Below are 22,065 nucleotides of genomic sequence, written 5' to 3'. Positions count from 1 at the left end.
TCTTTTCAAACCACGTCAGCTTCGCCTTGCCGTATATATGTGACTGGCTTCGTCAGTCTTATCTACAACCTCAAAACAGTATTTTGAGCAGCCTGCGGCTAGCTTCCTAGTTTGCTTTTTGATTTTCATTGAGTATGAAAAGGATTGGAGCAAGCCTTCCAGCTTGTGGTATAATAGATTCATGGATAAAAAATATGAAAAAATTTCCCAAGATTTGGGAGTGACGTTAAAGCAAATTGATACTGTTCTAAGTTTGATAGCTGAAGGGGCGACTATTCCCTTTATCGCACGTTATCGCAAGGACATGACTGGTAGTCTGGATGAGGTGGCAATTAAGGCCATTATCGACTTGGATAAAAGTCTGACAAATCTCAACGACCGTAAGGAAGCTGTCTTGGCTAAGATTCAAGAGCAAGGCAAGCTGACCAAGGAGTTGGAAGAAGCTATCTTAGCTGCCGAAAAACTAGCTGATGTAGAAGAACTCTATCTTCCATACAAGGAAAAACGTCGAACCAAGGCAACCATTGCCCGTGAAGCCGGACTCTTCCCTCTTGCTCGCTTTATTTTGCAGAATGTAGCTGATTTAGAAAAAGAGGCTGAAAAGTTTGTCTGTGAAGGATTTGCGACTGGTAAGGAAGCCTTGGCTGGTGCAGTTGATATCTTGGTCGAAGCCTTATCGGAAGATGTGACTTTGCGCTCCATGACTTATCAGGAGGTGTTGAGACACTCTAAACTCACTTCCCAAGTCAAGGATGAAAGTCTTGATGAAAAGCAGGTTTTTCAGATTTATTATGATTTTTCAGAGACGGTTGGAAATATGCAAGGTTATCGTACCTTAGCCCTCAATCGTGGGGAAAAGCTAGGTATCTTGAAGGTCGGTTTTGAACATGCGACGGACCGTATCCTTGCCTTCTTTGCTGCTCGTTTCAAGGTGAAGAATACCTATATTGATGAAGTTGTTCATCAGTCAGTTAAGAAAAAAGTCTTGCCTGCTATCGAGCGCCGTATTCGGACAGAACTAACTGAAAAGGCAGAAGAAGGAGCTATCCAACTCTTTTCTGACAATCTGCGCAATCTCCTCTTGGTTGCTCCGTTGAAAGGGCGCGTGGTTCTAGGATTTGACCCTGCCTTTCGTACAGGTGCCAAGCTAGCTGTCGTGGATGCAACAGGAAAAATGCTGACAACTCAGGTCATTTATCCTGTCAAACCAGCATCAACTCATCAAATCGAAGAAGCCAAGAAAGATTTGGCAGATTTGATTGGTCAATACGGCGTAGAAATTATTGCTATCGGAAATGGTACTGCTAGTCGTGAAAGTGAAGCCTTTGTGGCGGAAGTTCTTAAAGATTTTTCTGAAGTCAGCTATGTCATTGTTAACGAAAGTGGTGCTTCTGTCTATTCTGCCAGCGAACTTGCTCGTCAGGAATTTCCAGACTTGACTGTTGAAAAACGCTCTGCTATTTCTATCGCCCGTCGTTTGCAAGATCCCCTTGCTGAATTGGTCAAAATTGATCCCAAGTCAATCGGTGTCGGTCAGTACCAGCACGATGTCAGCCAGAAGAAGTTGTCTGAAAGTCTGGATTTTGTCGTGGATACGGTTGTTAACCAAGTCGGTGTCAACATCAATACAGCCAGTCCTGCTCTTCTTTCACACGTAGCTGGACTCAATAAAACCATTTCTGAAAATATCGTCAAATACCGTGAGGAAGAAGGAAAAATTACTTCGCGCGCCCAAATCAAGAAAGTCCCTCGTCTGGGGGCCAAGGCTTTTGAACAGGCAGCTGGTTTCCTTCGAATACCAGAAAGTAGCAATATCCTTGATAATACAGGAGTACACCCAGAAAATTACGCTGCTGTTAAGGAGCTCTTCAAACGATTGGATATCACGGACCTGAATGAAGAAGCCCAAAGTAAACTCAAGTCGCTTTCAGTCAAGGAAATGGCGCAAGAGCTAGACCTTGGTCCAGAAACCCTTAAAGATATCATTGCTGACCTTCTCAAACCAGGTCGAGATTTCCGTGATTCCTTTGATGCTCCAGTTCTCCGCCAAGATGTCCTAGATATCAAAGACTTAGTGGTTGGTCAGAAGCTAGAAGGAGTGGTGCGTAATGTAGTTGACTTTGGTGCCTTTGTTGACATTGGGATTCATGAGGACGGTTTGATCCATATTTCCCACATGAGTCGCAAGTTTATAAAACACCCTAGCCAAGTGGTATCCGTTGGTGATTTGGTAACGGTTTGGGTTAAGAAAATCGATACTGAACGTGAAAAAGTCAATCTGTCGCTTCTAGCTCCAAATGAAACTGACTGATTACGTCAAGCAGGTTTCACTAGAAGACTTCGGCAGACCTTTTATCCATCAAGCTCAGTGGAATTCTCGTCTACGTTCGACAGGTGGGCGATTTTTCCCAAAAGATGGGCATTTGGATTTTAATCCCAAGGTTTATCAGGAACTGGGTTTAGACGTTTTTAGGAAAATTGTCCGACATGAACTCTGTCATTATCACCTCTATTTTCAAGGGAAGGGCTATCAACACAAGAATCGGGATTTTAAGGAACTGTTGAAAGCAGTGGATGGATTACGCTTTGTACCAACCTTGCCAAATAGCAACTCCAAACCAATTAAGCTCTATCGTTGTCAATCCTGCCAGCAAAGTTATCAGCGCAAGCGAAAGATTGATACCAAACGCTATCGCTGTGGACTTTGTCGAGGTAAATTGCTACTAATAAATCAGCCTGAGGACTGATGAAAGCCGAGCCTACCCATGATATACTATGTCTAACCTAGCAGAAAGAGGAAAATCATGAACAGTAAATTTTATAAAATGAGACGAAATCGCATGATTTCAGGAGTTTTGGCAGGTCTGTCAGACAAGTGGAACTTTGATGTAACCCTTGTACGTTTTCTGTTTGCCATTTTTACAGTTGCAAACTTTGGACTTGGCGTGATTATCTATATCATCCTAGCTTCTGTCATGCCTACTAAGGAAGAAATTGAAGCAGAAATGTATGGAACAGGCCCACGCAAACGCAAAGAAGCTCAAGCCATTGAAGAAAATGATGGATGGTTTTGGTGAGGTTTTACAGAAGATTTGGAATAAGCAAAAAGCTTTAAATCAATAGTCTAAACTGCTTGATTTAAAGCTTTTTTACTTTTAATAATATTTCGCCAGCTTCATCTACAAACTAAAAGCATGTTTTTGAACTCATGTTTCTAATCTATTTTTGTTGCTGAGACAATACATTTTTTGAAAAATGGTGGATGCTGATAACAACTGATAGCCAGCAAATAGCATAAGCAGTAGCTGTAAATTCTGTACCGATAAAGTATGTTTTTTCAACTAAGAACTGACCGATGAATGGAGAGAGGAGAGAGAGGAGATAGAGAAGTCCGATGAGTATATGTTCTTTATGTTTCATTAAAGCGCCCCTTCTTTCCTTATAGGTTGAACAACTTGCAAGTGTTAAATTTAATGGTATGTTATCTAGGTAAGCTTACTCAAATGTTAGTTCCCGCTTCCTCCTTTCCAAAGTAAGCCTTTTCACACTTATATTTTACAATTTTAAAAATAGGAAATCAAATCATTTTCTAAGTAATTTTGCCTACATTTCCCCCAATCTTACAAAAATGTAAGATTAAAGTCTCTTTTGTAAGGTTATGTTATGGCAAGCGGTCTTTTTTTGATGTAAACTATACTCATAAAGAACAAAGGAGTAACATCATGAAACAAATCTTACATAAGAAAACAAGAAAACCAAGCCACAAAGATATCGAGCGCGTTCAGCTAGGATGCGCTATGATGCAAGCGACATTTCATTTGATGGGATATTAAGAAAGGAGATTCTCATGACACTTTTAGATGTAAAACACGTTCAAAAAATTTACAAAACTCGTTTTCAGGGCAACCAAGTAGAGGCCCTCAAGGATATTCACTTTACCGTCGAAAAGGGTGACTACGTTGCCATCATGGGTGAGTCCGGTTCTGGTAAATCCACTCTTCTCAATATCCTAGCTATGCTGGATAAACCAAGTCGTGGACAAGTTTACCTGAATGGAACAGACACCGCAACCATTAAAAATTCACAGGCTTCTAGCTTCCGTCGTGAAAAGCTGGGATTTGTCTTCCAAGACTTTAATTTGTTAGATACTCTCTCTGTAAAAGATAATATCTTGCTTCCCCTTGTCTTGTCAAGAAGACCCATTACGGAGATGATGAAGAAATTGGTGGTGACAGCTGAGAATCTAGGTATCAACCAATTGCAAGAGAAGTACCCTTACGAGATTTCAGGTGGGCAAAAACAGCGTGTAGCAGTAGCACGCGCCATCATCACTGAACCTGAAATTCTCCTTGCGGACGAGCCAACAGGAGCCCTTGATTCCAAGTCATCTGCAGCCTTACTTGATGTTTTTGATGAAATCAATGAGCGCGGCCAAACTATTCTCATGGTAACCCACTCCACAGCAGCAGCTAGCAGAGCTAAACGTGTACTCTTTATCAAAGACGGCATTCTTTACAACCAAATCTACCGTGGAGAGAAGACAGAACGTCAGATGTTCCAAGAAATCTCTGATACCTTGACTGTCATGGCAAGCGAGGTGAATTAGTATGTTTCGATTAACCAATAAGTTAGCGGTATCGAACTTGATTAAAAACCGCAAACTCTATTATCCTTTTGCGCTGGCTGTTCTCTTGGCAGTCACTGTCACCTATCTCTTTTACTCTCTAACTTTCAATCCCAAGATTGCTGAAATCCGTGGAGGAACAACCATTCAGGCTACACTTGGATTTGGTATGTTTGTCGTCACCCTTGCGTCAGCCATTATCGTCCTCTATGCCAATAGTTTTGTCATGAAGAACCGTTCCAAGGAACTGGGAATTTATGGCATGTTGGGCTTGGAGAAGCGTCATCTTATCAGTATGACCTTTAAGGAGTTAGTGCTATTTGGGATTCTAACTGTTGGAGCGGGTATCGGTATTGGAGCCTTGTTTGACAAGTTAATTTTCGCTTTCCTGCTCAAACTGATGAAATTGAAGGTTGAGCTGGTCGCTACCTTCCAAATGAATGTTGTCATTGCAGTACTTGTTGTCTTTGGATTGATTTTCCTAGGCCTCATGTTCCTGAATGCCCTTCGAATCGCCCGTATGAATGCCCTCCAGCTCTCTCGTGAGAAAGCAAGTGGAGAGAAAAAAGGTCGTTTCCTTCCTCTCCAAACTATTCTTGGTTCGATTAGTTTAGGGATTGGCTATTATCTTGCCCTTACAGTAAAAGATCCCCTTACAGCCTTAACCACCTTCTTCTTAGCTGTTTTGCTGGTTATCTTTGGTACCTATCTCTTGTTTAATGCAGGAATTACCGTTTTCCTTCAAATCTTAAAGAAAAACAAGAAATACTATTACCAACCAAATAATCTTATCTCTGTTTCCAACTTGATTTTCCGTATGAAGAAAAATGCAGTTGGATTAGCAACAATCGCTATTTTGTCAACAATGGTCTTGGTTACCATGTCTGCAGCGACAAGCATTTTCAATGCCTCAGAATCCTTTAAAAAAGTGATGAATCCGCATGACTTTGGAATTACTGGACAAAACGTTGAAAAAGAAGACTTGGACAAACTCTTGAGCCAGTTTGCAAGTGACAAAGGTTATAGTGTCAAAGAGAAAGAAGTGCTTCGTTACAGTAACTTTGGTATTGCAAATCAAGAAGGAACCAAGTTAACTATTTTTGAAAAAGGACAAAATCGTGTCCAACCAAAAACAGTTTTCATGGTATTTGACCAAAAAGATTATGAAAATATGACTGGTCAAAAACTGTCTCTATCAGGGAATGAGGTCGGTCTTTTTGCCAAAAATGACGGACTGAAAGGACAGAAAGCTCTAACTCTAAATAACCATCAATTTTCTGTCAAAGAAGAATTTAATACAGATTTTATTGTGAACCATGTTCCAAATCAGTTTAATATTTTTACTACTGATTACAATTACCTTGTTGTTCCAGATTTACAAGCCTTTTTAGACCAATTCCCAGATTCGGCTATCTATAATCAGCTGTACGGTGGTATGAATGTAAATGCCAGCGAAGAAGAACAACTCAAGGTCGCTGACGAGTATGATAAATACCTCGATCAATTTAATGCTCAATTAAACACTGAAGGTAGCTATGTGTATGGAAGCAATCTAGCAGATGCTAGTGCTCAAATGAGTGCCCTCTTTGGTGGTGTCTTCTTTATCGGTATTTTCCTATCCATTATCTTTATGGTCGGAACCGTTCTGGTCATCTACTACAAACAAATTTCTGAAGGCTATGAAGACCGTGAACGCTTTATTATCTTGCAGAAAGTCGGTTTAGATCAAAAGCAAATCAAGCAAACCATCAACAAACAGGTTTTAACTGTTTTCTTCCTTCCTTTGCTCTTTGCCTTCATACATCTCGCCTTTGCCTACCATATGCTTAGCCTGATTCTTAAAGTGATAGGTGTACTGGATGCGACTATGATGTTGACAGTGACTTTGTCTATCTGCGCTGTCTTCCTCATCGCCTATGTGCTGATTTTCATGATTACTTCAAGAAGCTATCGCAAGATTGTGCAAATGTAAAAAAGAATACCTCGACTTCAAAATCGAGGTATTTCTTGTATTTTATACTCAATGAAAATCAAAAAGCAAACTAGGAAGCTAGCNNGACGAAGTCAGTAACATATCTACGGCAAGGCGAAGCTGACGTGGTTTGAAGAGATTTTCGAAAAGTATTAAATGCTGAAAAGTTGTCCGAGCAAGAAGGTAACTCCCATAGTCAAGAGACCAATAGTGAGGTTTCGAATCATAGCTGTTTTGGTTGGGGCTTTTCCAAGTTTGGCACTAGTGTAACCAGTGAGAAGAAGGGCCACACCGACGATAAGGACAGTAGCAGGGATGCGGTATTCACTTGGGAAAATGGTAATTGAAAGCATTGGTGGTAAGCTACCAAGGAAAAAAGAAATAAAGCTAGAGATAGCAGCATGCCAAGGATTGGTAAATTCTTCATACTCAATCCCATATTTTTCCTCTACCAAAGCCTTGAGCGGATTATTTAAAAAGGCTTTGTTGGTGAGAAGTTGGGCTGATGTTTCACACTCATCATTTTGGATATAAGCAGCATAGAGGGACTTTTTGGCTAACTCTATATCTTGGTCTAGCAAGAGTTGCTCACGCGCAACGGCCGCTTCCTCAGTATCTTTTTGAGTTGAAACGGACACATATTCTCCACCAGCCATTGAAAAGGCACCAGCTAAGATAGCCGCAAAACCTGATAAAAAGATAATCCAGATATTGCTCGTAGCACTAGCAACCCCAATAACCACACCAGCAATGGAAATAATTCCATCGTTGGCACCAAGAACACCTGCACGCAGGATATTTAAACGCCCTGCAAAGTTTGAATCAATTTCGTGATTTGTTTCTGACATACTAATCTCCTTTTTATCCAGTATAAAGGAAAAATATAGGGAAATCAATCTTTTAAAAGTATCTGAAAAAAGTTGCACGATTTTAATGATATAAAAATGTCGACATCTTCTCTGATAGATCAAACACCGAAGGTAAAGAGTATAGAATAGCATAAAAAATTTTAAATTAAATACGATAAACATTTTGTTCACTTTATAATCGTTTGCAAGAGAATAATTAGTATTAAATCAAATAAAATCCAAATATTTTACGAACTTTTTTATATTTTTTTCGTAAAAGGCTTTACAAGTTCTTGGAAACATGATATAGTAATAAAGCTTAGAAAATGAGATGATGTTTTCTAGCAAATATAAACCCGAGTAAAAAATGCCTACGGACAGGCAGGGTTGAATGCCGAAGCGTGGTTGAAAAACCACATTATTGATAGGGTTAAAAGCCTACTTTTATAAGTTGATGTTAGGACACGTGTCCTAATTCATAAATTTTTAGTGTGGTGAAAGCACACGTCATCTTGTGAAACGATCAATAAAGTACGTAATATTTGCTACTAGAGAGTTAGGAAACATCGGGAACAGACATACTCAACAGAAACAAACATAAAAACGTCAGAAGATTGCAGAGCAGGTGAAATCCTGCTCTTTTTTCATGAGTCAACCTTTAGTTCCTTAGTTTTCATAAGGTCCTAAAAATATTGAAAGGAGTATGTCTTGAAAGAGTTAGATCAAAACCAAGCCCCAATTTATGAGGCCTTGGTGAAGTTACGCAAGAAAAGGATTGTTCCCTTTGATGTACCAGGTCACAAACGCGGACGAGGAAATCCAGAACTTGTCGAACTGTTAGGTGAAAAATGTGTTGGCATTGATGTCAATTCGATGAAACCCTTGGATAATCTTGGTCACCCTATTTCGATTATTCGGGATGCAGAGGAGCTAGCGGCGGATGCTTTTGGAGCTAGCCATGCCTTTCTCATGATTGGTGGAACAACTTCATCGGTGCAGACTATGATTCTGTCAACCTGCAAGGCTGGAGATAAGATTATTCTGCCACGTAATGTCCACAAATCTGCTATCAATGCGCTGGTTCTATGTGGTGCCATTCCCATCTATATAGAGATGAGTGTAGATCCTAAAATTGGTATCGCTTTAGGTCTTGAAAATGATCGAGTAGCCCAGGCCATAAAGGACCATCCAGATGCCAAGGCCATTTTGATTAACAATCCTACTTACTACGGCATCTGTTCAGACCTAAAGAGATTGACAAAAATGGCTCATGAAGCTGGCATGATGGTTTTGGTAGATGAGGCCCACGGAGCGCATTTGCATTTCACTAATAAACTTCCAATTTCTGCTATGGATGCAGGTGCTGATATGGCAGCAGTTTCTATGCATAAGTCTGGTGGGAGTTTGACCCAAAGTTCGCTTCTTTTAATCGGGGAGCAGATGAATCCTGAATACGTTCGTCAGATAATCAACCTGACCCAGTCAACATCCGCCTCTTATTTGCTGATGGCTAGTTTGGATATTTCACGTCGCAACTTGGCCCTTCGTGGTAAAGAGTCGTTTGAGAAGGTCATTGAGCTATCCGAGTACGCTCGTCGTGAAATCAATGCTATTGGTGGTTACTATGCCTACTCAAAAGAGTTAATTGATGGTGTGTCGGTCTGTGATTTTGATGTAACCAAGTTGTCAGTTTACACTCAGGGTATTGGCTTAACAGGTATCGAGGTTTATGACCTCCTACGAGACGAATACGACATTCAGATTGAGTTTGGTGATATTGGCAATATCCTGGCCTACATTTCGATTGGTGACCGTATCCAAGACATCGAGCGCTTGGTTGGTGCTTTGGCTGATATCAAGAGACTTTACTCGAGAGATGGAAAAGACTTAATAGCTGGAGAATATATTCAGCCTGAGTTGGTGCTGTCTCCACAAGAAGCCTTCTATTCCGAGAGAAAAAGCTTGACCTTGGATGAGTCTGTTGGACAAGTCTGTGGGGAATTTGTCATGTGCTATCCTCCAGGAATCCCTATCTTGGCTCCTGGTGAACGCATTACACGTGAAATTGTAGACTATATCCAATTTGCCAAGGAACGTGGTTGCTCCCTCCAAGGGACGGAAGATCCTGAGGTCAATCACATCAACGTCATTAAGAGAAAGGAGAACTAGATGGATTTATGGTTTTCTGAAGTTCATACTCCAGATGTCAAATTATCCTTGAGAACAGCCAAGCAACTCTACGCTGGTAAAAGTGAATGGCAGGATATCGAAGTCTTGGATACGCCAGCTTTTGGAAAGATTTTGATTTTAAACGGGCATGTCTTGTTTTCAGATGCGGATGATTTTGTCTACAACGAAATGACTGTTCACGTTCCAATGGCTGTGCATCCCAATCCCAAGAAAGTCTTGGTTATTGGGGGTGGTGACGGTGGTGTTGCTCAAGTATTAACCCTCTATCCTGAACTGGAGCAAATCGATATTGTGGAACCAGATGAGATGTTGGTTGAGGTCTGTCGTGAGTATTTTCCAGACTTTGCTGCGGGACTTGATGACCCTCGTGTTACCATTTACTATCAAAATGGGCTACGCTTTTTGCGAAACTGCGAAGATGATTACGATATTATCATCAACGATGCGACAGATCCATTTGGTCATACGGAAGGGCTCTTTACCAAGGAATTTTACGGCAACAGTTACAGAGCCTTGAAAGAAGACGGTATCATGATTTACCAGCATGGGAGTCCCTTCTTTGACGAGGATGAGTCGGCTTGCCGAAGCATGCACCGTAAGGTTAATCAAGCCTTTCCAATCAGTCGGGTCTATCAGGCCCATATCCCAACTAGCCCAGCTGGCTATTGGTTGTTTGGATTTGCATCGAAAAAATACCACCCTGTCAAAGATTTTGATAAAGAAGGCTGGAAAAAACGCCAGCTTTTCACAGAATACTACACTGCAAACTTACACGTGGGGGCCTTTATGTTGCCCAAGTATGTTGAGGACATTTTAGAAGAAGAGGAAGGAAAAAAATGAGTCGTTTACTAGTTATTGGATGTGGGGGAGTTGCCCAAGTTGCTATTTCAAAGATTTGTCAAGATAGCGAAACCTTTACAGAGATTATGATTGCCAGTCGTACCAAGTCAAAATGTGATGACTTGAAGGCTAAACTGGAAGGCAAAACAAGTACAAAGATTGAGACAGCTGCTCTTGATGCTGACAAGGTAGAAGAAGTGATTGCCCTGATTGAAAGCTATAAGCCAGAAGCCGTTTTGAACGTAGCACTACCATATCAAGATTTAACCATTATGGACGCTTGTTTGGCAACAGGTGTTCACTATATCGATACAGCCAACTACGAAGCAGAAGACACGGAAGAGCCTGAGTGGCGTGCTATCTACGAAAAACGCTGCAAGGAACTTGGTTTTACAGCCTACTTTGACTACTCATGGCAGTGGGCTTATCAGGAGAAATTCAAAGAAGCAGGCTTGACTGCTCTTCTTGGTTCTGGTTTTGACCCAGGTGTGACCAGTGTCTTTTCAGCTTATGCCCTCAAACACTATTTTGATGAAATCCATTATATCGACATTTTAGACTGTAATGGTGGTGACCACGGTTATCCGTTTGCGACAAACTTTAACCCAGAAATCAATCTACGCGAGGTTTCAGCACCAGGTTCTTATTGGGAAGATGGAAAATGGGTCGAAGTCGAAGCTATGTCTATCAAGCGCGAGTACGATTTCCCTCAGGTCGGACAAAAAGACATGTATCTTCTTCATCACGAAGAAATCGAATCATTAGCGAAAAACATTCCGGGTGTCAAACGCATTCGTTTCTTTATGACTTTTGGTCAATCATACTTGACGCACATGAAATGTTTGGAAAATGTCGGTCTCCTTCGTACGGATACCATTAACTTTAACGGTCAAGAAATTGTTCCAATCCAATTTTTGAAAGCCTTGCTTCCAGATCCAGCCAGCCTTGGGCCACGCACTGTAGGTAAAACCAATATTGGATGTATCTTTACAGGTGTAAAAGATGGCGTTGAAAAGACCATCTACATCTACAATGTTTGCGACCATCAGGAATGTTACGCAGAGGTTGGTTCGCAAGCGATTTCTTACACGACAGGAGTTCCAGCCATGATTGGGACTAAGTTGGTTATGAACGGTACTTGGAAACAAGCTGGAGTTTACAACCTTGAAGAGTTGGATCCAGATCCATTCATGGAAGCTTTGAATGAGTATGGTTTGCCTTGGGTTGTGGTTGAAAATCCACAAACGGTGGACTAATGAAGCTAGAACAAGTACCAACACCAGCTTATGTCATTGATTTGGCCAAGTTAGAAGCCAATTGTCGTATTCTAAAATATGTTCAAGAAGAAGCTGGTTGCAAGGTTTTGCTTGCCCAGAAGGCATATTCCCTCTACAAAACCTATCCCTTGATCAGCCAGTATCTATCAGGTACAACTGCAAGTGGTCTCTATGAAGCAAAGCTAGCTAGAGAAGAGTTCCCTGGTGAAGTCCATGTCTTTGCGCCTGCTTTCAAGGATGCAGACTTGGAGGAATTGCTGGAGATAACGGATCATATTGTCTTTAACTCTGAGAGACAGTTGCGCAAGCATAGGGCTCGTTGTCGGGAGGCTGGTGTCAGTGTAGGTTTACGTCTCAATCCTCAATGTTCAACTCAAGAAGATCACGCGCTCTATGACCCCTGTGCACCAGGTTCTCGTTTTGGCGTGACACTAGATAAAATTCCTAGCGATTTGTTGGATTTGGTTGACGGACTACATTTTCATACTCTTTGCGAGCAAGGCTCAGATGATTTAGAGACAACTTTGAAAGCAGTAGAAGAGCAGTTTGGTCCCTACTTACATCAAGTTAAATGGCTCAATATGGGTGGTGGTCATCACATCACAAGAGAGGACTATGATGTAGATTTGCTGATTTCTGAGATCAAGCGTATCCGAGAAACTTACAATCTTGAAGTCTATATCGAGCCCGGGGAAGCTATTGCGCTCAATGCAGGTTATCTAGCAACTGAAGTATTGGATATTGTAGAAAACGGTATGGAAATCTTGGTTTTAGATGCCTCTGCGACCTGCCATATGCCTGACGTACTCGAGATGCCCTATCGTCCACCTTTGAGAAATGGCTTTGAGGCACAGGAAAAAGCCCATACCTATAGACTTTCTTCCAATACTTGTCTGACAGGAGATGTGATCGGTGATTATAGCTTTGAAAATCCAGTTCAAATCGGAGACAGACTTTATTTTGAAGATATGGCCATTTATTCCTTTGTCAAAAACAATACCTTCAACGGTATTGGATTGCCAAGTCTCTATCTCATGGACGAACAGGGAGACTGCAGCTTAGTCAAAGCCTTTGGCTATCAAGATTTTAAAGGGAGATTATCATGATGGACAGTCCCAAAAAATTAGGCTATCGCATGCCAGCAGAGTACGAAGCACATCATGGTACCCTCATGATATGGCCGACTCGACCAGGTTCATGGCCCTTTCAAGGAAAGGCTGCTAAAAGAGCTTTCAGCCAGATTATTAAGACCATAGCAGAAGGGGAAAACGTTTATCTCTTGGTGGAGCGGGACTATCTATCAGAAGCCCAATCTTATCTTGGAGACAAGGTTGTTTATTTAGACATCCCCACCAATGATGCCTGGGCGCGTGATACAGGTCCGACCATTCTTGTCAATGATGAAGGCCAGAAATTAGCCGTGGATTGGTCTTTCAATGCTTGGGGTGGAGCTGTAGATGGTCTCTACCAAGACTATGAAGATGATGATCAAGTAGCCAGTCATTTTGCTGAGGTCTTGGAAATGCCCGTTTACGATGCCAAACCTTTTGTACTGGAAGGAGGCGCAATCCATAGTGATGGACAAGGAACCATTCTCGTAACTGAAAGTTGCTTGCTTAGTCCTGGGCGTAATCCTCACCTAAGTAAGGAAAAAATTGAGAGAAGTTTATTGGACTATCTAGGTGCTGAAAAAGTTATCTGGCTTCCTTATGGTATTTATCAGGATGAAACCAATGAACACGTTGACAATGTTGCAGCCTTTGTTGGTCCTGCTGAGGTTGTTTTGGCTTGGACAGACGACAAAAGCGATCCTCAATATGACATGTCAAAATCAGATCTCGAACTCTTAGAGCAAGAGACAGATGCAAAAGGTCGCCCTTTCACTATTCATAAGCTTCCTATCCCTGCAGTTCGACAAGTTGTTACAGAAGAAGATTTGCCAGGCTACATCTATGAAGAAGGAGAAGAAGAGCGATACGCAGGTGAACGACTAGCAGCTTCCTACGTAAACTTTTATATCGCCAATAAGGCAGTCTTGGTTCCCCAGTTTCAAGATAAAAACGACCAAGTGGCCTTAGATATCCTCAGCAAGTGTTTTCCAGACCGTAAAGTTGTCGGAATTCCAGCCAGAGATATTCTATTAGGTGGTGGCAATATCCACTGTATCACCCAACAAATCCCAGAATAGGAGAAAAAGATGAGAAATGTAAGAGTTGCAGCCATTCAAATGCAATGCGCCAAGGATGTGGCAACAAATATCCAAACCGCAGAGCGTTTAGTACGTCAGGCTGCAGAACACGGTGCCCAAATTATTCTCTTGCCCGAGTTGTTTGAACGTCCATACTTTTGTCAGGAACGTCAGTATGACTACTACCAGCATGCCCAGTCGGTGACAGACAATACAGCTATTCAGCATTTTAAAACCATTGCCAAGGAGCTAAAGGTCGTTTTACCAATCAGTTTCTATGAAAAAGATGGCAATGTCTTGTATAACTCTATTGCTGTCATTGATGCAGATGGGGAAGTGCTAGGCGTTTATCGGAAGACCCATATACCAGATGATCATTATTATCAAGAAAAGTTTTATTTCACACCCGGTAACACAGGTTTCAAGGTCTGGGATACGTGCTACGCTAAGATTGGGATCGGTATCTGTTGGGATCAATGGTTCCCTGAAACAGCCCGCTGTCTTGCGTTAAATGGGGCTGAATTGCTCTTTTATCCAACAGCCATCGGTTCAGAGCCGATTTTGGATACAGATAGTTGTGGTCACTGGCAACGTACCATGCAAGGACACGCAGCAGCAAATATTGTCCCAGTTATTGCAGCCAATCGTTATGGATTAGAGGAAGTCACTCCAAGTGAGGAAAATGGTGGACAGAGTTCCAGTCTTGACTTCTACGGTTCCTCCTTTATGACGGATGAAACAGGAGCTATTCTAGAGCGAGCTGAAAGACAAGGTGAAGCTGTTCTGTTAGCAACTTATGACCTTGACAAGGGAGCAAGTGAACGCCTAAACTGGGGCTTGTTTCGAGATAGAAGACCCGAAATGTATCAACGAATTACGGACTAGTAGGAGAGAAATGAGAGATTCATTCTGCTAGACTAACTTCTTATTAGCAACTATAAGGATACTATGTTGTTTAGCAAGTGGATTTTATATTTTAACCCTCTAAGGCTTTCTCGCGATTTTATGCGAGGAGCTTTTCTGTTTAAGCTTTATCAATAAAACATGCTATAATAGTTGCAGAAAGGTTGGTGTTTATGGCTAGGATATTGGTTATTGAAGACAATAGTGACATTCAAGAAATTTTGCGAACACTTCTCACTGAGGAGCATGAGGTGATTCAAGCCTTTTCTGGTACAGAAGGAATCATGCGTTTTGACCAAGGTGGGATTGACCTCGTTTTGCTAGATATCATGCTTCCTGGAAAAAATGGGGATCAGGTTTTAAAAGCCATCAGGGAACAAAGCCAAACTCCAGTCATTATGCTAACAGCTTTGAGCGATAAAAAGTTAATCAGTCAATATCTCTTAGATGGTGCCAATGATTACATAGTGAAACCTTTTGATTTGGACGAAGTCTTTGCTAGAGTTACTGTTCAATTACGCCAAAGTGCAGAAAAACAGCCTACGGAAATAGAAAAAACTGAAAATCTGCCACAAAACTTAAAAAATATCCAGTTTAATGCAGAAAGTTTTGAAATCAAAAATAGTCAGGAAACCATTCGCCTTGCCAAGAAAGAATGCTTGATTCTCCAAACTCTCCTTAAACACCCTAAGAAAATTTTTACCAAGGAAGAACTTTATGAGTTGGTCTGGGAGGATAGCTACCTACCTGGAGATAATACTCTCAATACGCATTTGAGTAATCTTCGTAAAAAATTAAACCAGCTTGACCCACATCAAGAATATATTGAAACCATCTGGGGAGTTGGGGTAAGATTAAAAGGAGACAAGCAATGACCTACATCTTAATCGTTGTCCTACTGATACTCCTAATTATTTTATCGATTGTATTAATTCGCTACCATCTAGCACTTAAAAACTTGAGTCAACAGATTGAAGACAAGATTCTCACGGGTAGTATGAAAAGAGTAGGGGTCAGCATTTTTTCCAAACATTTTTTACAACTCTACCAGCAAATTGAAAATCTATTTCTGGAAGTAGAGCAATCTCGGTTGGTGATGAAAAGGGAAAAGGAGACTCTGGATATGGCCATCAGCAATATCGCCCATGATATTCGGACGCCTTTGACTATCGCTTCAGGCTACACCCAACAATTGATAAAATCTCCTGAAGATAAAGCAGAAACCTTACAAAAAATCGCCCAGCATCTTGATTTAGTTTCCAAACGTTTGGAGGCTCTCCTAGAATATCGTCGTTTGATGGAAGGAGCTGTCAAACCGAAACTGGAAGAAGTGGATTTTTCAGCTTTTATCACCAAAAAGACTTTGGCTTATTATGATGTTTTTCAGGCGGCAAATATCACGCTTGATTTTAAGGTTGAAGCTGGTTTGAAAATGAGAACCGATGAAGACTTGCTGGATCGAATTTTACAAAATCTGCTTGGAAATGTCCTCAAACATGGCAAGGAAGAAGCGCGGCTATCTTTGCGAAAGGAAAAGGAACAGTTTGTCTTAGAGATTGCAAACCTTGTCAAACAGCCTATCAAAAGAATAGAAAATCTCAGCAACCGTTTTTATTCTGAAAATCTATCTGATACGGAAGAATCCTCTGGTTTAGGTCTTTATATCACTGAGGAATTATGCCATCTTCTTGGTGCAGAAATGAAACTAAGCACAGATGGGCAGTGGTTATCGGTTTTCATTTACTTTTAACGAAAGAAACCTCCTCTGTAGGCTAGAGGAGGTCATTTTTTATAGACTTTTCTTTCTGAAAACTGCCAGTCCACTTAGATTAAAGATTACAATAACAGCTAAGGTAACTATAAGTGTATAGAAAATGGATTCACTATTAGCAGTCATAGCATAGAAAAACTGCAATGATAAATATGGCAAAATTTTGATATTTGGAAAAATGATCATTGGCATAGAAAGTAAGATAGAGCTGACCAAATAACCAATAAATACCGCAATATAAGAATGACTAACATAGAGGATGAAGGAAACAATGGAAAGCCAAGCAAGGAGGCAAAGAAATTGAAGGAAAATGGTTACCAGTAGATTGCCAATAAAGCCATCAGGCATAGTTCCAAATCCATTTAAGATAGTTGCTGGAATAAAGGCAATCACAAGGCTGATGATGACTTGTAAAAGTGCAATAGAAGCCAATACAAAGGCTTTCGCTAGAAAAAACTCGGTACGAGAGACACCCACTGTTAAATTATTTTTATAGAGTTTGCCGATTAAATCAACTCCAAGAACGAGGCAGGCTAGGACGATGCAGAGAAAAACGAGGTTTGAACCTTGACTAGATGCGTTGATCAGGGCTTGTACACCGTCCCAACCATGGGTTGGAATGTCTGGCTCTTCTGTCTGGATTGCCATTAGATGGCCAGTAGCCCCAAAAACAGCCCCCATTAACATGAGTACAAATAGAATGAACTCTGTAATCCAGAATCCTTTGGAACGGAAAAGACGGTAAAAGTCTGCTTGAATGGTATGTATCATGATTTTTCTCCTATTCGACCAATTGAGTGAAGTATTCTTCTAGATTTTGACGGGCATAGTAAATCTCGTCAATGGCAACATCTGCCAAGGTTAATTCCTTAAGAATCTGCTTGACATCTTGTTCCTGACCAAAGATATGGATTTCATTTTCTGGATTAACAACCTTAAACTGGAGCTGGATTTGTTCTTTCAATACTTGACAAGCTTTCTCTTTATCAGCTGTCTTAAGAACAATGTAATCCTCACTTAGTGTTTCAAATTCAGCTTTGCTGATTTCACGGATAACCTTGCCTTGATCTAAAATACCAAAACGATTGGCTAGGAGATAGAGTTCTGACAAGATATGGCTAGAGATGAGAATGGTGATCCCTTTCTCTTGATTGAGCCGTTGAATCATGAGTCGAAATTCTTTGATACCGATTGGGTCGAGACCGTTGATAGGTTCATCTAAAATCAGGAAGTCTGGTTTGGATAGGAGGGCAATGGCGATCCCAAGTCTTTGTTTCATTCCTAGCGAGAAATCACGAAAGAATTTTTTACCTGTATCTGCCAAACCTACATAGTCCAGGGTTTCACGAATGACTTGATCAGCATTTGGAATATGCCGAATCATACAGTAATATTTCAGATTTTGATAAGCTGTTAAGTGATTATGAGCTACAGGTGATTCGATAACAGAACCTACTCGAGATAGAGACTTGCTCCACTCATTTTCCGTTTTGCTGGAGAAGAGGGAAACAGTTCCTTTATCCGCAAAAAGTAGTTGCGTAATAATTTTTATCAAGGTGGTCTTCCCAGCTCCGTTCTTCCCGATAAGTCCATAAATATCTCCCTCTCTTATCGTTAGATGAAGATCCTGAAGAATAGCTTGTTTGGCAAAGTTTTTGGACAATCCATGAATGTCAAGTACTGTTTTCATGATTCTCTCCTTTTGATTTATTTTGATAATTTTAGTATAAAGCATAGAAATCAAAGAAAGCTCAAGCATTTCTAAAGAGTTTCTAAAGTTTTAGGAATTCTTAAATATCAAAACCCAGTTGATATGAACTGGGCTTCTTAATTATAAAATATATTTCTCAATCGCACGCGCAACGCCGTCTTCTTCGTTGCTGACTGTAACAGCATCCGCAAGAGATTTGACATGGTCACTAGCATTTCCCATAGCAATACCGAGGCCGGCAAACTGGAGCATTTCAATGTCGTTATTGGCATCGCCCATGGCCATAATCTCTGAGGAATCAATTTTCAAAATATCTGCTAGTCGAGAAAGAGCAGTAGCCTTTGTCGTACCAAGTGGCATAGCTTCATAAATGACAGGCTGCGAACGAACTCCACTGAATCGTTGGCAGAGTTCTGTAGCAAAACGCTCTTCAAAATCGTCTGTTTGCTCCTCTGTACCTAAAAACATACCTTGGAACATCCGGTACCTGCCACTAGTCGCTTCCTCAAGAGAAATTTCAGTCAGGTCTGAAAAAACTAGTTTGGCGTCATTTTGGATGACTTGATTGGGCTTGCCACCGAGGACAAAATAATGTTCCTCATCAAAAAGAGTCAACTGAACATCACTTTTTTCAGCTAGGTCATAGAGGTATTCGATGTCAGATGGACTGAGTTCTTGCCAATCAACCAGACTCCAGTCACTTGTCTGGTGGGTTGAGCAACCGTTATTGACAATGACATACTCATTCTGGAGGTCCAGCCCCAGTTTTTTATAGTAGGGGAGGACGCCGAAAAGCGGGCGACCCGTACAAAGTACCAGTTTGATACCTTTTTCAATAGCTTGGTGAATAGCAGTAATGTGAGCTTGTGGAATTTCCTTGGCTTCATTGAGGAGGGTTCCGTCCATATCCAAGGCTAGTAGTTTAATCATAAGACTTCCTTCTTTATCTTTTGGTATTATTATAGCATATTTTGGAGAAGAAATTGATAGGAAGCTTGGGGCTAATTGATTTTACAGTTTAAGATGTTTGGAGAACATTTATTAGGAAAGGTTACACGTTATTCAATTAAGCAAATAATTATATTTGGCAAGCTGGTCAAAAAAACAGAGTATTTAAGATNNATCTTAAATACTCTGTTTTCCTTAATTTTTTACAAATCAACTTGATTAGACCTGGGGTATGATTTATCTTCTAAATTTTCGTTTGATAATAGAGCGTTGGACTTTTAAAACAAGTAAGCTAAATCCAATTGCTGCGACAAATGCAAGAGCAGTTGATAATTTTAATGATAAAAAGATAAAACTAAAGATAGCAATGCAGATACAAAAAACAGCAATATTAATAAAAAATAGGATTTCCTTGAGATTGGCATCAGATTGTGCTTCAGGTGTATAATCTTGATAGCGAGGAATCTGATGATTTAATTCTTCTTGATTGTCTACCTCATAGGATTGTAATTTTCTTACAGGCATTATTCTCTCCTTAACTGTACATACCTATTTTATCATTTTTTCAGCAGAGAATTATTACAGAAAGGTTACAAAAAGAATAAAGTCCCTTTTCATTTTCAAACTATTGTTCAGGTTGAAAATAGATTAGTAAAAATTGAAACAGTATATTAATACTCTTCAAAACAAGTTAGCGTCATCTTGTATTAGGTATATGTTACTAATTTAGTCAGTTTTATCTACAATCAAAAAACTGTTCTTTGATTTTTATTGAGTATATAGACTGCAAATTGTGTTTAAAAATGGTATAATGATAAAGTTATATAGTCCCGATAAGATGGTAGGTATTTCTATTTTTTCTTTTGCGTCGCAACTCGCAAAGAATGACGGCTCCAAAGTCGTTCGTTATTCTACGGTTGCCGCTATAGGGGGATCACCCTATGCGCCTTACTAGCTTCAGAAATAANNTTATTTCTGAAGCTAGTAACTCTTAGATAATGAAAATTCCTATCAGTACTTTGTAACTCTATAACACTATTTTTAAGGGGGGACATTTTTATGTCAGAACGTAAATTATTCACGTCTGAATCTGTATCTGAGGGGCATCCAGATAAGATTGCAGACCAAATTTCAGATGCGATTTTGGATGCTATTTTAGCTAAAGATCCAGAGGCGCACGTTGCTGCTGAGACAGCTGTATATACTGGTTCCGTCCATGTTTTTGGTGAAATATCTACAAATGCCTATGTGGATATTAACCGTGTGGTTCGTGATACCATTGCAGAGATTGGCTACACCAATACAGAATATGGATTTTCTGCTGAGACAGTGGGAGTCCATCCGTCACTTGTTGAGCAGTCACCAGACATTGCCCAAGGTGTTAACGAAGCCTTGGAGGTTCGTGGGAATGCAGACCAAGATCCGCTTGACTTGATTGGCGCTGGTGACCAAGGGCTCATGTTTGGATTTGCAGTGGATGAAACAGAAGAGCTCATGCCATTGCCAATCTCACTCAGTCATAAATTGGTTCGTCGTCTGGCAGAACTTCGTAAGTTTGGTGAAATTAGCTATCTTCGCCCAGATGCTAAATCACAAGTTACAGTTGAGTATGATGAAAATGACCGTCCAGTACGTGTGGATACAGTCGTGATTTCAACTCAGCACGATCCAGAAGTCAGCAACGAACAAATTCACAATGATGTCATTAACAAGGTTATCAAAGAGGTTATTCCAGCCTCTTACTTGGATGAGCAAACAAAATTCTTCATCAATCCTACTGGTCGTTTTGTAATCGGTGGACCTCAAGGAGACTCAGGTCTGACTGGTCGTAAAATTATCGTAGATACTTATGGTGGCTACTCTCGTCATGGTGGTGGTGCCTTCTCTGGTAAGGATGCGACTAAGGTGGATCGTTCAGCTTCTTATGCAGCTCGCTACATTGCTAAAAACATTGTTGCAGCAGGTCTTGCTAAGAAGGCGGAAGTACAATTGGCTTACGCTATCGGTGTTGCGCAACCTGTATCTGTTCGTATTGATACTTTTGGTACAGGAACAGTAGCTGAAAGCAAACTTGAAAAAGCGGCTCGTCAAATCTTTGACCTTCGTCCTGCAGGAATTATCCAAATGCTGGACCTTAAACGTCCAATTTACCGTCAAACAGCAGCTTATGGACACATGGGACGTACAGATATTGATCTTCCATGGGAACGTTTGGATAAGGTAGACGCTTTGAAAGAAGCAGTCAAATAAAATCTTAAGAGTCCGGGGAAAAAGTCAATTTCAAGAAAAAATGAAGTAAAAAGCGTATAGTATCAAGTTTTTTCAATGACTGACACTATACGCTTTTTACTTTTAAAGAATTTTTATTCAGCCTCTTTTACTGACAAGACATTGCACACACAAATAATTGAATTTTGGTAAAAATAAGACTATAATTTAGTTAGAAATGATAAAGCATAAAGCTAGAAAGGAGTTTACTGTATCAAATCTGTACAGTAAGATTAAAATCATGAAAAAGAAAACAATAGCAATTATACAATATGTATTTTGTATCTCATAGCTCCTTATATAGCTCTTCAGTTGTGTAGTATGAACAGAAGTTTAGTGGGTGAGCTCTTTATTATTTTCTTTATTCTGTTGACTATTTCATTCTGGTTTAGTATTTGGAATCTAGAAAAAGCACTAGCTAATGATTCACAATAGAAACTCCAAATATTTAGAACTGTTTTACACAGGTCTAAAAATCTCTACAACATCTTTCCGAAAAACTATAATTTTCTTGAAAAATAAATA

At 40.3% G+C, this 22,065-nt stretch carries 20 protein-coding genes; 14 read left to right on the top strand and 6 right to left on the bottom strand.

Annotated features, from left to right (window positions below; genetic code table 11):
- Positions 1–181 precede the first annotated feature (181 nt).
- Genes HT685_RS00855 through HT685_RS00845 form a run of 3 tightly spaced genes read left to right on the top strand, consistent with a single transcriptional unit; the run spans position 182 to position 3,077 of the window.
- Positions 182–2,311 carry a Tex family protein gene (locus tag HT685_RS00855; RefSeq protein WP_173227181.1) on the top strand — a complete coding sequence of 710 codons (2,130 nt, stop codon included), beginning with the start codon at positions 182–184 and terminating at the stop codon, positions 2,309–2,311.
- Positions 2,298–2,747 (top strand): SprT family protein, encoded by a 450-nt coding sequence (locus HT685_RS00850; protein WP_173227183.1) that lies wholly within the window; start codon positions 2,298–2,300, stop codon positions 2,745–2,747. The genes HT685_RS00855 and HT685_RS00850 overlap by 14 nt, the downstream gene beginning before the upstream one ends.
- A 57-nt stretch (positions 2,748–2,804) precedes the next feature.
- Positions 2,805–3,077, top strand: a complete 273-nt coding sequence (locus tag HT685_RS00845) for a PspC domain-containing protein (protein WP_004269704.1) — start codon at positions 2,805–2,807, stop codon at positions 3,075–3,077.
- Positions 3,078–3,219: 142 nt separating this feature from the next.
- Here HT685_RS00845 and HT685_RS00840 read toward each other — a convergent pair whose 3' ends face one another.
- Positions 3,220–3,420 (bottom strand): hypothetical protein, encoded by a 201-nt coding sequence (locus HT685_RS00840; RefSeq protein ID WP_173227185.1) that lies wholly within the window; start codon positions 3,418–3,420, stop codon positions 3,220–3,222.
- A gap of 427 nt (positions 3,421–3,847) precedes the next feature.
- On the opposite strand from HT685_RS00840, the gene HT685_RS00835 reads away from it, so the two are divergent.
- Together HT685_RS00835 and HT685_RS00830 are read left to right on the top strand one after the other, a co-directional pair.
- Positions 3,848–4,606, top strand: coding sequence for an ABC transporter ATP-binding protein (locus HT685_RS00835; RefSeq protein ID WP_000173358.1), 759 nt, complete (start codon positions 3,848–3,850; stop codon positions 4,604–4,606).
- A gap of 1 nt (position 4,607) precedes the next feature.
- The gene (locus HT685_RS00830; RefSeq protein ID WP_173278903.1) at positions 4,608–6,596 is read left to right on the top strand and encodes an ABC transporter permease; all 1,989 of its coding nucleotides are present in this window, start codon (positions 4,608–4,610) and stop codon (positions 6,594–6,596) included.
- A 152-nt stretch (positions 6,597–6,748) separates the two neighbouring features.
- On the opposite strand, the gene HT685_RS00825 is transcribed toward HT685_RS00830, so the two are convergent.
- Positions 6,749–7,444 (bottom strand): VIT family protein, encoded by a 696-nt coding sequence (locus tag HT685_RS00825; protein WP_173251751.1) that lies wholly within the window; start codon positions 7,442–7,444, stop codon positions 6,749–6,751.
- A gap of 708 nt (positions 7,445–8,152) precedes the next feature.
- On the opposite strand from HT685_RS00825, the gene HT685_RS00820 reads away from it, so the two are divergent.
- The 8 genes from HT685_RS00820 (at position 8,153) to HT685_RS00785 (ending at position 16,592) form a co-directional block, all read left to right on the top strand.
- Positions 8,153–9,613, top strand: a complete 1,461-nt coding sequence (locus HT685_RS00820; protein ID WP_173278902.1) for an aminotransferase class I/II-fold pyridoxal phosphate-dependent enzyme — start codon at positions 8,153–8,155, stop codon at positions 9,611–9,613.
- Positions 9,614–10,474: a polyamine aminopropyltransferase gene (gene speE / locus HT685_RS00815; RefSeq protein ID WP_000366713.1), complete on the top strand. Its 861-nt coding sequence runs from the start codon at positions 9,614–9,616 to the stop codon at positions 10,472–10,474.
- Complete coding sequence (locus HT685_RS00810; RefSeq protein ID WP_173251746.1) at positions 10,471–11,730, top strand: saccharopine dehydrogenase family protein; 1,260 nt, start codon at positions 10,471–10,473, stop codon at positions 11,728–11,730. Before speE ends, HT685_RS00810 begins: the two co-directional genes overlap by 4 nt.
- Positions 11,730–12,857 (top strand): carboxynorspermidine decarboxylase, encoded by a 1,128-nt coding sequence (gene nspC / locus HT685_RS00805; protein WP_173251744.1) that lies wholly within the window; start codon positions 11,730–11,732, stop codon positions 12,855–12,857. The genes HT685_RS00810 and nspC overlap by 1 nt, the downstream gene beginning before the upstream one ends.
- Positions 12,854–13,939 carry an agmatine deiminase gene (gene aguA / locus HT685_RS00800; protein WP_173251741.1) on the top strand — a complete coding sequence of 362 codons (1,086 nt, stop codon included), beginning with the start codon at positions 12,854–12,856 and terminating at the stop codon, positions 13,937–13,939. Before nspC ends, aguA begins: the two co-directional genes overlap by 4 nt.
- A 9-nt stretch (positions 13,940–13,948) precedes the next feature.
- Positions 13,949–14,824 carry an N-carbamoylputrescine amidase gene (gene aguB / locus HT685_RS00795; RefSeq protein WP_173227198.1) on the top strand — a complete coding sequence of 292 codons (876 nt, stop codon included), beginning with the start codon at positions 13,949–13,951 and terminating at the stop codon, positions 14,822–14,824.
- Between the two features lie 191 nt (positions 14,825–15,015).
- Positions 15,016–15,717: a response regulator transcription factor gene (locus tag HT685_RS00790; protein WP_173227200.1), complete on the top strand. Its 702-nt coding sequence runs from the start codon at positions 15,016–15,018 to the stop codon at positions 15,715–15,717.
- On the top strand, positions 15,714–16,592 hold the full coding sequence (locus HT685_RS00785) for a HAMP domain-containing sensor histidine kinase (protein WP_173227202.1): 879 nt from the start codon (positions 15,714–15,716) through the stop codon (positions 16,590–16,592). Before HT685_RS00790 ends, HT685_RS00785 begins: the two co-directional genes overlap by 4 nt.
- Positions 16,593–16,631: 39 nt before the next feature.
- Here HT685_RS00785 and HT685_RS00780 read toward each other — a convergent pair whose 3' ends face one another.
- The 4 genes from HT685_RS00780 to HT685_RS00765 all read right to left on the bottom strand — a co-directional run bounded on the left by HT685_RS00780 (position 16,632) and on the right by HT685_RS00765 (position 19,797).
- Positions 16,632–17,384 (bottom strand): ABC transporter permease, encoded by a 753-nt coding sequence (locus tag HT685_RS00780; protein WP_173227204.1) that lies wholly within the window; start codon positions 17,382–17,384, stop codon positions 16,632–16,634.
- A gap of 10 nt (positions 17,385–17,394) precedes the next feature.
- Positions 17,395–18,303: an ATP-binding cassette domain-containing protein gene (locus HT685_RS00775; protein WP_173227206.1), complete on the bottom strand. Its 909-nt coding sequence runs from the start codon at positions 18,301–18,303 to the stop codon at positions 17,395–17,397.
- Between the two features lie 141 nt (positions 18,304–18,444).
- Positions 18,445–19,254, bottom strand: coding sequence for a Cof-type HAD-IIB family hydrolase (locus HT685_RS00770; RefSeq protein ID WP_173227208.1), 810 nt, complete (start codon positions 19,252–19,254; stop codon positions 18,445–18,447).
- A gap of 255 nt (positions 19,255–19,509) precedes the next feature.
- Positions 19,510–19,797 carry a DUF3270 domain-containing protein gene (locus HT685_RS00765; protein ID WP_173227210.1) on the bottom strand — a complete coding sequence of 96 codons (288 nt, stop codon included), beginning with the start codon at positions 19,795–19,797 and terminating at the stop codon, positions 19,510–19,512.
- 534 nt (positions 19,798–20,331) lie between these two features.
- Between HT685_RS00765 and metK the strand changes: the two genes are divergently transcribed.
- On the top strand, positions 20,332–21,522 hold the full coding sequence (gene metK, locus HT685_RS00760; protein ID WP_173227212.1) for a methionine adenosyltransferase: 1,191 nt from the start codon (positions 20,332–20,334) through the stop codon (positions 21,520–21,522).
- Positions 21,523–22,065: the final 543 nt, after the last annotated feature.

It is taken from the genome of Streptococcus sp. 5004, from assembly GCF_013276755.1.
In the GTDB taxonomy this organism is placed as follows: Bacteria; Bacillota; Bacilli; order Lactobacillales; family Streptococcaceae; genus Streptococcus.
This window is presented reverse-complemented; position numbering and strand designations above follow the sequence as displayed.

Excerpts from the sequence above, each read along its gene's own strand:
- HT685_RS00855 (WP_173227181.1), top strand. The coding sequence starts at position 182 with ATGGATAAAAAATATGAAAAAATTTCCCAAGATTTGGGAGTGACGTTA.
- HT685_RS00850 (WP_173227183.1), top strand. The coding sequence starts at position 2,298 with ATGAAACTGACTGATTACGTCAAGCAGGTTTCACTAGAAGACTTCGGC.
- HT685_RS00845 (WP_004269704.1), top strand. The coding sequence starts at position 2,805 with ATGAACAGTAAATTTTATAAAATGAGACGAAATCGCATGATTTCAGGA.
- HT685_RS00840 (WP_173227185.1), bottom strand. The coding sequence starts at position 3,420 with ATGAAACATAAAGAACATATACTCATCGGACTTCTCTATCTCCTCTCT.
- HT685_RS00835 (WP_000173358.1), top strand. The coding sequence starts at position 3,848 with ATGACACTTTTAGATGTAAAACACGTTCAAAAAATTTACAAAACTCGT.
- HT685_RS00830 (WP_173278903.1), top strand. The coding sequence starts at position 4,608 with ATGTTTCGATTAACCAATAAGTTAGCGGTATCGAACTTGATTAAAAAC.
- HT685_RS00825 (WP_173251751.1), bottom strand. The coding sequence starts at position 7,444 with ATGTCAGAAACAAATCACGAAATTGATTCAAACTTTGCAGGGCGTTTA.
- speE (WP_000366713.1), top strand. The coding sequence starts at position 9,614 with ATGGATTTATGGTTTTCTGAAGTTCATACTCCAGATGTCAAATTATCC.
- HT685_RS00810 (WP_173251746.1), top strand. The coding sequence starts at position 10,471 with ATGAGTCGTTTACTAGTTATTGGATGTGGGGGAGTTGCCCAAGTTGCT.
- nspC (WP_173251744.1), top strand. The coding sequence starts at position 11,730 with ATGAAGCTAGAACAAGTACCAACACCAGCTTATGTCATTGATTTGGCC.
- aguA (WP_173251741.1), top strand. The coding sequence starts at position 12,854 with ATGATGGACAGTCCCAAAAAATTAGGCTATCGCATGCCAGCAGAGTAC.
- aguB (WP_173227198.1), top strand. The coding sequence starts at position 13,949 with ATGAGAAATGTAAGAGTTGCAGCCATTCAAATGCAATGCGCCAAGGAT.
- HT685_RS00790 (WP_173227200.1), top strand. The coding sequence starts at position 15,016 with ATGGCTAGGATATTGGTTATTGAAGACAATAGTGACATTCAAGAAATT.
- HT685_RS00785 (WP_173227202.1), top strand. The coding sequence starts at position 15,714 with ATGACCTACATCTTAATCGTTGTCCTACTGATACTCCTAATTATTTTA.
- HT685_RS00780 (WP_173227204.1), bottom strand. The coding sequence starts at position 17,384 with ATGATACATACCATTCAAGCAGACTTTTACCGTCTTTTCCGTTCCAAA.
- HT685_RS00775 (WP_173227206.1), bottom strand. The coding sequence starts at position 18,303 with ATGAAAACAGTACTTGACATTCATGGATTGTCCAAAAACTTTGCCAAA.
- HT685_RS00770 (WP_173227208.1), bottom strand. The coding sequence starts at position 19,254 with ATGATTAAACTACTAGCCTTGGATATGGACGGAACCCTCCTCAATGAA.
- HT685_RS00765 (WP_173227210.1), bottom strand. The coding sequence starts at position 19,797 with ATGCCTGTAAGAAAATTACAATCCTATGAGGTAGACAATCAAGAAGAA.
- metK (WP_173227212.1), top strand. The coding sequence starts at position 20,332 with ATGTCAGAACGTAAATTATTCACGTCTGAATCTGTATCTGAGGGGCAT.